This window comes from Herbaspirillum sp. DW155 (assembly GCF_037076565.1).
In the GTDB taxonomy this organism is placed as follows: domain Bacteria; phylum Pseudomonadota; class Gammaproteobacteria; order Burkholderiales; family Burkholderiaceae_D; genus Herbaspirillum.
In genome coordinates, this window is the sequence record NZ_AP029028.1 from 3,878,479 (window position 1) to 3,890,541 (window position 12,063).

Annotated in this window: 12 protein-coding genes; 7 read left to right on the forward strand and 5 right to left on the reverse strand. The window is 62.1% G+C overall.

Annotation, left to right across the window (positions count from 1 at the left end):
- Positions 1–26: 26 nt before the first annotated feature.
- Both AACH55_RS17635 and AACH55_RS17640 read right to left on the reverse strand, forming a co-directional pair.
- A complete protein-coding gene (locus AACH55_RS17635; protein ID WP_338715959.1) occupies positions 27–1,412 on the reverse strand; it encodes an MFS family transporter in 1,386 nt (461 codons plus the stop codon).
- Positions 1,413–1,827: 415 nt separating this feature from the next.
- The gene (locus AACH55_RS17640) at positions 1,828–4,140 is read right to left on the reverse strand and encodes an NADP-dependent malic enzyme (RefSeq protein ID WP_338715960.1); all 2,313 of its coding nucleotides are present in this window, start codon (positions 4,138–4,140) and stop codon (positions 1,828–1,830) included.
- 414 nt (positions 4,141–4,554) lie between these two features.
- Between AACH55_RS17640 and thiL the strand changes: the two genes are divergently transcribed.
- From thiL to AACH55_RS17655, 3 genes are all read left to right on the forward strand, one after another.
- Positions 4,555–5,520, forward strand: coding sequence for a thiamine-phosphate kinase (gene thiL / locus AACH55_RS17645; protein WP_338715961.1), 966 nt, complete (start codon positions 4,555–4,557; stop codon positions 5,518–5,520).
- The gene (locus AACH55_RS17650) at positions 5,517–6,062 is read left to right on the forward strand and encodes a phosphatidylglycerophosphatase A (RefSeq protein ID WP_338715962.1); all 546 of its coding nucleotides are present in this window, start codon (positions 5,517–5,519) and stop codon (positions 6,060–6,062) included. Before thiL ends, AACH55_RS17650 begins: the two co-directional genes overlap by 4 nt.
- A gap of 139 nt (positions 6,063–6,201) precedes the next feature.
- Positions 6,202–6,684 carry a CinA family protein gene (locus tag AACH55_RS17655; RefSeq protein WP_338715963.1) on the forward strand — a complete coding sequence of 161 codons (483 nt, stop codon included), beginning with the start codon at positions 6,202–6,204 and terminating at the stop codon, positions 6,682–6,684.
- Positions 6,685–6,757: 73 nt separating this feature from the next.
- Here AACH55_RS17655 and pyrF read toward each other — a convergent pair whose 3' ends face one another.
- A complete protein-coding gene (gene pyrF, locus AACH55_RS17660) occupies positions 6,758–7,576 on the reverse strand; it encodes an orotidine-5'-phosphate decarboxylase (RefSeq protein ID WP_338715964.1) in 819 nt (272 codons plus the stop codon).
- Positions 7,577–7,741: 165 nt separating this feature from the next.
- Between pyrF and AACH55_RS17665 the strand changes: the two genes are divergently transcribed.
- From AACH55_RS17665 to AACH55_RS17680, 4 genes are read left to right on the forward strand one after another with little or no spacing between them, the layout of a single operon-like run.
- The gene (locus AACH55_RS17665; RefSeq protein ID WP_338715965.1) at positions 7,742–8,335 is read left to right on the forward strand and encodes a LemA family protein; all 594 of its coding nucleotides are present in this window, start codon (positions 7,742–7,744) and stop codon (positions 8,333–8,335) included.
- A gap of 21 nt (positions 8,336–8,356) precedes the next feature.
- Entirely contained in the window at positions 8,357–9,217 is an 861-nt protein-coding gene (locus tag AACH55_RS17670) for a TPM domain-containing protein (RefSeq protein ID WP_338715966.1), read from the forward strand.
- Between the two features lies 1 nt (position 9,218).
- Positions 9,219–9,752 (forward strand): TPM domain-containing protein, encoded by a 534-nt coding sequence (locus AACH55_RS17675; RefSeq protein ID WP_338715967.1) that lies wholly within the window; start codon positions 9,219–9,221, stop codon positions 9,750–9,752.
- Positions 9,753–9,783: 31 nt separating this feature from the next.
- Positions 9,784–10,014, forward strand: coding sequence for a hypothetical protein (locus AACH55_RS17680; protein WP_338715969.1), 231 nt, complete (start codon positions 9,784–9,786; stop codon positions 10,012–10,014).
- 168 nt (positions 10,015–10,182) lie between these two features.
- On the opposite strand, the gene AACH55_RS17685 is transcribed toward AACH55_RS17680, so the two are convergent.
- Both AACH55_RS17685 and AACH55_RS17690 read right to left on the reverse strand, forming a co-directional pair.
- Positions 10,183–11,337 (reverse strand): cupin domain-containing protein, encoded by a 1,155-nt coding sequence (locus tag AACH55_RS17685; protein WP_338715970.1) that lies wholly within the window; start codon positions 11,335–11,337, stop codon positions 10,183–10,185.
- A gap of 10 nt (positions 11,338–11,347) precedes the next feature.
- Entirely contained in the window at positions 11,348–12,052 is a 705-nt protein-coding gene (locus tag AACH55_RS17690) for a hypothetical protein (protein WP_338715972.1), read from the reverse strand.
- Between the last annotated feature and the right edge of the window lie 11 nt (positions 12,053–12,063).

Consider the following 12,063-nt stretch of genomic DNA (forward strand, 5'->3'; position numbering starts at 1 on the left):
CAGGCAGGCGCGGCCGTGCCCGACACTCAGGCCGGCTTGTGCAGCTTGCCGGCGCTGGCGTCGGCATCGTCGTGATGCTCGTCCGGGTTCATGGCGACATCGCCCTTCAGATGGCCGTGACGCTGCGGGTCAGGCATGCGCAGGCTGATGATCAGCGCCACCAGGCACAGTGCGCTCACGTACCAGTAGAAGGCCGATTCCACCCCGGCCGACTTCAGCGACAGCGCCACGAATTCGGCCGAACCGCCGAAGAGGGCATTGCCCACCGCATAGGACAGGCCCACGCCCAGCGCCCGCACTTCAGGCGGGAACATCTCGGCCTTGATCAGGCCGCTGATGGAGGTATAGAAGCTGACGATGGTCAGGGCCAGGATGGCCAGCGCCATGGCCATGCCGGGGCTGCTCACATCCTTGAGGAAATGCAGGATGGGGAAGGTGCAGACCATGCCCAGGAAGGAGAAGCACAGCATGGAATTGCGGCGGCCGATCTTGTCCGAGATGGCGCCGAAGATCGGTTGCAGGATCATGTAGACGAACAGCGCGCCGGTCATGACGCCGTTGGCGACCTTCGGGTCCATGCCGGCGGTGTTGACCAGGTACTTCTGCATGTAGGTGGTGAAGGTATAGAACATCAGCGAGCCACCGGCGGTGAAGCCCACCACGTTGAGGAAGGCGCGCTTGTGCTGCAGCAAGCCCTTGAGGGTGCCGGCCTCCTTCTTCTTGCGAGCGCCAGCCGAAGAGGTCTCGGCCAGCGAGCTGCGCAGATACATCGCCACCAGCGCACCCACCGCGCCCAGCACGAAGGGAATGCGCCAGCCCCAGGCCATCAGCTCGGCCTTCGTCAGCCACTGCTGCATGGCGAACAGCACCAGCACGGCCAGCAACTGGCCGCCGATCAGGGTCACGTACTGGAAGGAAGCGAAGAAACCACGGCGGCCATTGGGCGCCACCTCGCTCATGTAGGTCGCCGAGGTGCCATATTCACCGCCCACCGACAGGCCCTGGAACAGGCGCGCCAGCAACAGCAGTGCCGGTGCCCAGGCGCCGATGGTGGCGTAGGTCGGCATCACGGCCACGGCCAGCGAGCCGCCGCACATCATCAGCACCGAGATCAGCATGGAGGTCTTGCGGCCGTGTTTGTCGGCGATGCGGCCGAACAGCCAGCCGCCGATGGGACGCATCAGGAAACCGGCCGCAAACACGCCGGCGGTATTCAACAACTGACTGGTGGCATCCCCCTTGGGGAAGAAAGCCGGCGCGAAGTAGATCGCACAGAAGGAATAGACGTAGAAGTCGAACCATTCGACCAGGTTGCCGGAGGAGGCGCCGAGGATGGCGAAGATGCGCTTGCGGTAGTCGGCGGCGCTCAGGGGGGTGCTTGGCGCGCTGCTCGTTTGCGGGGTGACACTCATGAAGATCTCCTGTTGGGGCCACCGCTTCGTCCCGGGGACGGCGCGGGCGGCGAGTCATCGTTCTTGGATGGAACCGGAACAAGGCATAACGCAGAGACCAGCGGGACCGGGCGCGTGAAGACGATGCAAAAGAGCGCATCAGGTGTCTGTCTCCGTGTTTGCTTTTTTGTTTTGGTGTTCATATTGCAGGCTTCGTGCCAGCACGAAAAGCACGGCAATAAAATGGCAAGGCATTGATTAAAAAGGATTTTTACAACATCCGTCAAAAACGGCTGCCAAACCCCGTGCGGATTCCCGGAATGCTGCTGCGCGCCATGTCCGGAAAACCATCCGGCACCACTGGCCACACAATGAAAAACGGCGCATGCCTTGCGACATGCGCCGTCTTCACGGTCTTGCTCTGTCAGGCCTGCGATCAACGCTCCGACAACGCATCCATGACGCACAGGGCGGTCATGTTGATGATGCGGCGCACGGTGGCCGAAGGCGTCAGGATATGAACCGGCTTGGCGCAACCCAGCAGGATGGGGCCGATGGCCACGCCGTTGCCCGAGGCGGTCTTGAGCAGGTTGTAGGCAATGTTGGCGGCATCGATGTTGGGCATGACCAGCAGGTTGGCATCGCCCTTCAACGGCGAATCCGGAATCACCGCATTCAACAGCTTGGAGTCCAGCGCGGTATCGCCGTGCATTTCGCCATCGACTTCCAGGTCCGGCGCGATTTCGCGCAGGATTGCCAGGGCGTCGCGCATCTTGCGGGCCGATTCGTTGTTGCTGGAACCGAAGTTGGAATGCGAGAGCAGTGCGGCGCGCGGATGCAGGCCGAAACGACGCATTTCCTCGGCGGCCAGCATGGTGATCTCGGCCAGTTCGCGGGCGTTGGGGTTTTCGTTGACGTGGGTGTCGACCATCACCAGCTGGCGATTGGGCAGGATCACGGCGTTCATGGCCGCGTAGACGTTGACGCCTTCGCGCTTGCCCAGCACCTGGTCGATGTAGTGCAGGTGCAGCTGGGTGGTGCCGTAGGTGCCGCAGATGAGGCCATCGGCATCGCCCTTGTGGATCGCCATGGAACCGATCAGGGTATGGCGGCGGCGCATTTCCAGCTTGGCGTATTGCTCGGTGACGCCCTTGCGGCGCGACATCTCCAGGAAGGTCTGCCAGTAATCGCGATAGCGGTTGTCGAAGTTGGGGTTGATGACCTCGAAGTCGACACCGGCGCGCAGGCGCAGGCCGAACTTCTGGATGCGCTGTTCCAGCACTTCCGGACGGCCCACCAGGATGGGCTTGGCGAGGTTTTCATCGACCACCACCTGCACCGCGCGCAGCACGCGCTCTTCTTCACCTTCGGCGTAGACGATGCGCTTCTTGGCTTCGGCGGCCTTCTTGGCGACCTGGAAGATCGGGCGCATGAAGGTACCGCTGTGGTAGACGAACTGCTCCAGCTTCTCGATGTAGGCATCCATGTCCTGGATCGGACGGGCGGCTACGCCGGAGCTTTCGGCAGCACGGGCCACGGCCGGCGCGATCTTGATCATCAGACGCGGGTCGAAGGGCTTGGGAATGATGTATTCCGGGCCGAAGGACAGGTTGGAGATGCCATAGGTCGAGGCCACGATATCGGATTGCTCGGCCTGGGCCAGCTCGGCGATGGCGTGCACGGTGGCGATTTCCATCTCGCGGGTGATGGTGGTGGCGCCCGAGTCGAGCGCACCACGGAAGATGTAGGGGAAGCACAGCACGTTATTGACCTGGTTCGGATAATCCGAACGGCCGGTGGCGATGATGGCGTCGTCACGCACGGCCATCACTTCTTCGGGCAGGATTTCCGGGGTCGGGTTGGCCAGGGCCAGCACCAGCGGACGGGCCGCCATCTGCTTGACCATCTCCGGCTTCAACACGCCGGCAGCCGACAGGCCCAGGAAGATGTCGGCATCCGGAATCACTTCGGCCAGGGTGCGGGCATCGGTTTCGCGGGCGAAACGTTCCTTGTCCGGGTCCATCAGTTCCTTGCGACCCTTGTAGACCACGCCGGCCAGGTCGGTGACGAAGATGTTCTCGATGGGGAAGCCCAGATCGACGATCAGGTCCAGGCAGGCCAGCGCAGCCGCGCCCGCGCCGGAGACCACCAGCTTGACGTTCTTGATGTCCTTGCCGACGACCTTCAGGCCGTTCAGGATGGCCGCGCCGACGATGATGGCGGTGCCGTGCTGGTCATCGTGGAAGACCGGGATCTTCATCTTCTCGCGCAGCTTGCGCTCGATGTAGAAGCATTCGGGGGCTTTGATGTCTTCCAGGTTGATGCCGCCGAAGGTCGGCTCCAGGGCCGCGATGACGTCGATCAGCTTGTCGGGGTCGGTTTCATTGATTTCGATGTCGAAGACGTCGATGCCGGCGAACTTCTTGAACAGCACGCCCTTGCCTTCCATGACCGGCTTGGAAGCCAGCGCGCCGATGTTGCCCAGGCCCAGCACGGCGGTACCGTTGCTGATGACGGCCACCAGGTTGCCACGGGCGGTGTAGCGGAAGGCGTTGAGCGGATCGGCGACGATTTCTTCGCAGGCCGCAGCCACGCCCGGAGAATACGCGAGGGAGAGATCACGCTGGTTGGTCAGCAGCTTGGTGGGCGTGACCGCGATCTTGCCGGGGGTCGGAAACTCGTGGTAGTCCAGCGCTGCCTGACGAAGTTGCTGACGCACTTCTTCTTTCTTACTGATCATCGAATCCATACTCTGTATTCTCTAGTTGACTCTAGTTGACTTGCGAAGGGGGTCGATTCTAGCAGAGGTCGGCCCTCAATCATAGGCCGGCAAATCCATGCTGCTCCGCGCAAAGCCTTCTGCCGACTGGCTTTGCGGGGCATCGACCACAAGCGGTGATGACCGCGAACATGGCTTTTCCGGGGTCAGATGACAGCCGTTTGTCGTCTGATGTACGCAGTTGCCTGCAGCGGGTTTTACGCACAAGAGGCTGCCATCGCCCTCCTCGCCGCGGTATTGGGGAAAACCCCTAGCCCCCTCCTGATGCACTCCTCCGCCCCGCCGCGGCCCGCAATCACAAACCAGTTTGCGCTGCACCGCAGCATGGGCGGTAAAGCAGATATTGTGCGCCTGAAGCCGTGACGGATTGGTTACAATCGCGCCATGCTTTCCGAATTCGAACTCATCGCGCGCTATTTCAGTCGCCCGCCCGCGCCCGACAGCCGCACGGCCTTGGGCGTGGGGGACGACTGCGCGCTGATGACACCGGCACCGGGGATGCAGCTGGCCATTTCCAGCGACATGCTGGTAGAGGGCCGCCACTTCTTCCCCGATGCCGATCCCTACCTGCTGGGCCACAAGTGCCTGGCCGTCAACCTCTCCGACCTGGCCGCCATGGGCGCGCAGCCGATTGCCTTCACGCTGGCCCTGGCCTTGCCGCAGGCGCGCGCCGAATGGCTGGCACCGTTCTCGCAAGGGATGCTGGCGCTGGCCGATGAACATGGCTGCGAGCTGATCGGTGGCGATACCACCAAGGGACCGCTGACCATCAGCATCACCGTCTTCGGTGAAGTACCGCCGCAACAGGCGCTGCGCCGCGATGCCGCGCGCGCGGGCGACGACATCTGGGTCTCCGGCACGCTGGGCGATGCGCGGCTGGCGCTGGCCGGCTACCGCCAGGAATTCGACATCAACACCGAAGAACTGCAGCAGGCCGCCCCGCGCATGCATACGCCCACGCCGCGCGTAGCGCTGGGGCTGGCGCTGCGCGGCATTGCGCATGCCGCCATCGATATCTCCGATGGGCTGGCGGGCGACCTCGGGCATATCCTCGACCGTTCGCACGTCGGTGCGACGCTGGACGTGGATGCGCTGCCGCCCGGGCCGGCGCTGCAACAGCGCGACCTGCACCTGCGGCGGCGCTTCTGCCTGTCGGGTGGCGACGATTATGAACTTTGCTTCACCGCCCCGGCGCGCCAGCGCGAGGCCGTCCTGAAAGCCGCCAAATCCGCCGGCACGATGGTCACCCGCATCGGGCACATCGATGCCCAGGCCGGTCTGCGTCTGCTGGATGCCGCCGGAGAACCGCTGCAGGACACGCCGGATTCCTTCGATCACTTCCGTTCATGAACCAAGCTTCTTCGCCCTTCCCGCCGCCGCCTTCGGCCTCGCCCCGCAAACGCAAACCGACCCCGCACTTCATGCTGGCCCATCCGGCGCACTGGATCGCCCAAGGCTTTGGCAGCGGCCTCTCACCCATCATGCCGGGCACGGCCGGAACGCTCTTCGCCTGGCTGTCCTATGCAGTGCTCTCGACCCGCTGGCCGCAGGTCTTCACGGCCGGCAACTGGCTGGCCATCATCGCGGCCGGCTTCATCATCGGTATCTGGGCCTGCCATCGCACCGGGCAGGCGCTGAACTCGCCCGATGACGGCAGCATGGTCTGGGATGAGATCATCGCCTTCTGGCTGGTACTGGTGCTGGTCATGCCGGCCAGCCTGAAGACGCAGTTTGCGGCCTTCGTGGTCTTCCGCTTCTTCGACATGGTGAAGCCGCCGCCCATCGCCTGGTTCGACCGTCGCTTCAAGGGTGGTTTCGGGGTCATGTGGGATGACATCGTGGCGGCCTTCTATACGCTGCTGGTGTTTGCGTTTTGGCACACTTACTGGTGAGCTGAACTGAACAATCAGAACATGTCTGGCACAACAAATCCGGACATCGGAGTATGCTAGTCCACGCACGTCGTTGATCAACCGACCGCAGCGCGCCCGCCACCCGGCGCAGACTGCGGCACAGCCGAGGATGACACTCATGGACAGCACCCTGGACCTGGCCGCCCGCGTGGGCCACACCCTCAAAGCCCGTGGCCTGCTCCTGGCCACCGCCGAATCCTGTACCGGTGGCGGCATCGCCCATGCCATCACCGAAATCGCCGGATCGTCTGAATGGTTCGATTGCGGTTTCGTGACCTATTCGAACGCTTCCAAGAATGAATTGCTGGATATCTCCGAAGCCCTGATCGCCCAGCACGGCGCGGTCAGCGAAGAGATTGCCGGCGCCATGGCCGAAGGGGCGGTGGCCAACAGCAATTCGGACGTGGCCGTCTCCACCACCGGCATCGCCGGCCCCGGCGGTGCGGTGCCGGGCAAACCGGTCGGTACAGTCTGCTTCGGCTGGCGCGTGGGCGACAAGACCTATACCGAGCGCTTAGTCTTCCAGGGCGACCGCCAGCAGGTGCGGGCCCAGACCGTGGAACATTCGCTCAAGGGTCTGCTGAAGCTTCTGGCAGACTGAAGCAGCGAACATGAAGAAAAAGGCGGCGCTCCCTCGGAGTCGCCGCCTTTTTCTTCATCTCTGCTTGCGCAGCTCAGCGGAAGCGGTTGATCGCGTCACGCGTCTCGATAGCCACCCGGCGCGCCGCAGCGGCGAAATCTTCGCTGGCTTGCGGCTTGGCGTAGAGGATGGCACGTGAAGAATTGATCATCATGCCCGTACCCGAGGCCGTCTTGCCGGCCTTGACCGTGGCTTCCACATCGCCACCCTGCGCACCCACGCCCGGCACCAGCAGCGGCATGTCGCCGATGATGGCGCGCACCTGGGCCAGTTCGTGCGGGAAGGTGGCACCGACCACCAGCCCGCACTGGCCGTTGGTATTCCACTTCTCGGCCACCAGACGGGCCACGTGCTGGTACAGCGGCTTGCCATCGACTTCCAGGAACTGCAGGTCGGAGCCACCGGCGTTGGAGGTGCGGCACAGCACGATCACGCCGCGATCCTTCCACTCCAGATAGGGCGAGACCGAATCCCAGCCCATGTAGGGGCTCACCGTGACCACATCGGCGTCATAGCGCTCGAAGGCTTCGCGCGCATATTGTTCGGCGGTGGCGCCGATGTCGCCGCGCTTGGCGTCCAGCACCAGGGGGATTTCGGGGTAGTTGCTGCGCAGGTAGGCGCAGATGCGCTCGAGCTGCTCTTCCGCGCCCAGTGCGGCGAAATAGGCGATCTGCGGCTTGAAGGCGCAGGCGGCTTCAGCGGTGGCATCGATGATGGCGCGGCAGAATTCGAAGATGGCGTCCGGCTTGCCTTGCAGCTCGGCGGGGAATTTCTTCAGGTCGGGGTCCAGGCCGACGCACAGGAGGGAATTGCGCGAAGTCCACGCGGCGTTGAGTTTCTCGATGAATGTCACGGTGATGCCTTTAACTGAAAGATGCGCTATTGTAGCGCGCTGGCCTGTCCCGACCTCGATTTTTGACTGATGTTCGGCCTTTTTCGCGGAACATCGGGCACCAGATCCGGGTTTTCTGGTCTCATGCGCTCCCTTTGCTTCACTTTTGCTACGAGGAAAGACAACATGAAAAAACTCTTCGCCTGGCTGGCCATTGCCATGACTGCCCTCACCCTCTCCGGCTGCGGCTACAACGAATTCCAGGCCAAGGATGAAGCCACCAAGGCCGCCTGGGGCGAAGTGGTCAACCAGTATCAGCGCCGCGCCGACCTGATCCCCAACCTGGTCAACACCGTCAAGGGCTATGCTTCCCATGAGAAGGACACCCTGGAAGCCGTCACCCGCGCCCGTGCCGCGGCCACCAGCTTCCAGATCACCCCCGAGGTGCTCAACGATCCCCAGGCCTTTGCCAAATTCCAGGAGGTGCAGGGGCAATTGTCCTCGGCGCTGTCGCGCCTGATGGCGGTGTCCGAGAACTATCCGCAATTGAAGGCCGATACCAGCTTCCGCGACCTGCAGTCGCAGCTGGAAGGCACCGAGAACCGCATCACCGTGGCACGCCAGCGCTATATTGCCGCTGTGAAGGATTACAACATCCTGGCGCGCAGCTTCCCCACCAACATCACGGCCAAGTTGTTCAGCTATGAAGTAAAACCCTCGTTTACGGTGGAAAACGAAAAAGCCATCTCGACCGCGCCCACGGTCAACTTCGGCAAGTAAGCCGGGGAGCCCCGATTGGCCATGCGCAAGCTGCTCCTGACCTGCTGGCTGCTGGCGTGGATCGCGCTGGCCGGCCCGGCCCGCGCCGATGACGGCCTGGTGCCGGTGCCGCCCTTGTCGGCCCGGGTGATCGATCAGGTCCACCTGCTGCAGCCGCAGCAGCGCCAGGCGCTCGAAGGCGTGCTGGCCGAAATCGAACAGCGCACCGGCAGCCAGATCGGCGTGCTGCTGGTGTCCTCCACCGCGCCCGAAGTCATTGAGCAATACAGCATCCGCGTGGCCGAGGCCTGGAAGCTGGGCCGCAAAGGCGTGGATGACGGCGTGATCCTGATCGTCGCCAGGGACAATCCCAAATCCCTGCGCCGCCTGCGCATCGAAGCCGGGCGTGGCGTACAGGGCAGCCTCACCGATGCGCAATCCAAGCGCATCCTGGAAGACGTGATCGCCCCGCATTTCCGCCAGAACGATTTCTATGGCGGCCTGACGGCGGGCGTGACCGCCATCACCGCGCTGCTGGAACAGGAAAAGCTGCCTGCGGCCAAGCACCGGACCAGCACGGTACAGATCGACAATGGCGCAGGCTGGATCGCGCTGCTGGTGATCGGACTGTTCCTGGTGGTGTTCTTCACGGTATTGCTCAAGTCGCGCCGCAGCAGCCGCAACGCCCTCAACAACAATGACTGGGGACGCGGCGGCAGTACGACGGCCGGGGTCATCATCGGCAGCCTGGTCGATGAGGCCTTGCGCCAGGCCAGTTCCGGACGAGGTGGTTCCCGTTCGGGTGGCGGCGGCTTCGGTGGTGGATTTGGCGGTTCGTCCGGAGGTGGTTTCTCCGGTGGTGGCGGCACATTCGATGGCGGCGGCGCCTCGGGAGACTGGTGACATGGCGCGCAACAATGCATCCCCTTCCCTCTTTGCGCGCCTGCTGCGCCACCTGCGCATGACGCGTGCGACGGCGCGGCGCATCTTTCCCTCTTCCACCCTCAAGGCGATCCAGGCCAGCATCGGCGAAGGTGAGCGACAGCATCGCGCGCAAGTGCGCGTGATCGTCGAAGCCGCGCTCACACTGGGCGCAGTGCGACGCGGCGAAAGCGCCCGGCAGCGCGCGCATGAGCTGTTTTCGCATTACCGCATCTGGGATACCGAGGAAAATTGCGGCGTACTGGTCTACGTCAATCTGGCCGACCGCAAGGTCGAGATCGTGGCTGATCGCGGAGTCAGTGCGAAGATCACGCGGGAGCAATGGCAGCAGGTATGCAGACAGATGACCGCCGGGTATGCCCAAGGGGAATACGAGGCCAGTACCTTGAAGGCGCTGACTGACCTGCATGGATTGCTGCAATCAGTCCTGCCACGTGGGAACGATGGCGACGGGAAAGCGACTAACGAGCTTTCCGACAAGCCCCTGCTGCTCTAGCCAAAAACGGCCGCAGGCAGACATTCCCTCTATGGACTACCTTCGCAAGTTGCTCTCGTTCATTCCGTACGTGATGTTGGGCTGGTTCGCCCTGGTCTTCATTGGCGCGATCATCGAAGCCTTCAGCGGCGAGCACAAGCCCGAGCCCTCGGGCGGCGATGGCGGCTCCGGCGGCGGGATGGTCGATGGAGGGAGCGGCGGTGATGGCGGCGGGGACTGCGGCGGTGGTGGAGATGGCGGTGGCGGCGGAAGTTGCGACTGAGGTGCGCAGGAACTGGCTAACGTCGAGGGTCAGTCATGGAAGCAAGCCTCCCTGGGCTGGCCAGGCGCAATGCCGTGCTGGCGGAGGTGATGCCGATACGCGACGGCGACGGCGGGAAACCACGCCTTCTGGGGGCAACGCATCTCGCAGATTTAATGTGAACAGGCCCTAGGCATCGGAGACAAAAACAACCTCTTGCCGACACAACTGGGTCAGCAAATCACGGAGCAATTGCCTGTCCTCGAAGCCGGATCGCTCCAGCAAGGTGCGAACCTGCAAGCCTGGCGATTCCCTGATCATCCGAATCAGATCGGCAATGCATGGATGGAACTTCATTTTGTGCCCGTCATGCATCAAATAGTCCTGTTCCAGGCCATAAGAAGAATGCGCACGCAGATGCAGGCTTGCCTGCTCATTGATCGAATCCGCGCCGGGATCACCGAAATGCTCCAGCGCCAGAGCCGCCTCATCGCGACTGGCTGCATGAAACTGCTCCATGAAGCGCTGATAGTTTTCTGGCGACTGGATAAAAGTACTGAACAGCGGCCCGATATCAGCCAGAAGCTGCTGATCCTCTTCCCAGCGCTCCAGCGACCGCCGCACCTCAAGGCTGGCATGCATCTGACGCACGCTCCATTCCAGATAATCTGCTGCATACGCCGGGAATGTTCCGATCGCCAGATGAAAGCAGCCTTCGCCCACCGGCAAAGGATCGTGCCACCATCCGCGAGGCAGGTAGAAGACGTCGCCAGGTTCCAGCACGATATCCATACAAGGCTCCGAAGGACACGGGTAGCGATCTTCATAATGCTTGCTTTGCTGAGTATGCAGGGGCGATTCCAGCGAAGGAGGATAGATCAGCCAGCGCTTGCGTCCAATCAACTGGATGGCAAAGACGTCCCGCGTATCCCAATGACAGCGAAATGAACTGCGCTGACCAAACGCCGTATAGGCGCTGCTGACCACCTGCCGGCCGGTGAACTCTCCTACCGCTCGTGCAAAAGCACTGACCTTCGGTTCATGCTTGATCTTGTTGGCGATGAGGGTAGCCCCCTTGCGCATGTAGGCATAGACCACTGGCTTGATGAGTCGATACCGGGGCGTACCGACATCCAGATAACGTTCGACATATTCCTGCTTGGGCCGGATACCGTCGTAGGCGAGCTTGAAGCTGTCCTCGGCAACATTGCAACGTTCGAACAGCGCATTGACATCGCGCCAGGTGAAACTGCCTGGACTCACCGCCCCTCTGACCAGCAAGGGCTTCTTCTCTTGATATACAGCCCGAAAATCAGCGCGGGACATACCAAAATCGATGCACATGACATTCTCCTCATTGGTAACCCGTACCATCCGCGTAATTGGTGCCATCCTGTTGCACCGGCACCGGCGGAGATAAAGGCCCCACAGTAATCGTTCCTCGCGGCAGGTAGGCATCCTCAGCAGGAACCGGCGAGACTGAAATCCACGGCGCCGGCGCAGCCCACCACCAGTCGTTGAAGGGAGACACCATCGGGTCTTCCATGACGGGCTGAACGTCCCGGGACTCGACGTGGACCAGTCCGCCTCCGGGGATGTGCGGGTTCCTCAAGGTCGAGAAATCGTCGCGGTTTGCCATCGGCAAGGTGTGACCTTCGAAGCCTGAGGGATTCATGCCAATTTGCTGAAGACCTTTCCAGACAAAATCGACACAGCTATTGGTGAGAGCATGATAGTTGGACTTGTCGAACCCGAAGGGAGCAGGTGAGAGGAAATACCTCTCCAGTGTTTGCGCTTGCATCTCCGTGATCTTATAGGTGGCGGTAAATTCGGACTCACCTGCATAGGCGTCTTTGTCGCTACGTTGAACCTCGCCCTGAACCGAGTAGATGCCTTCTTTGGAATTTGCTGGTGCAAATCCACCCTGGGAGGTTTTTCCATCGGGATAAGCGATTTCTATCCACACATGCCCCACAAGAGATGCATCGGCGCCTCCTTCCCTATGAAAATAGGTCGTACCAGGCTTCTCAATATGCAACTTCATCATCACATCGCTCATATGATTTCCTT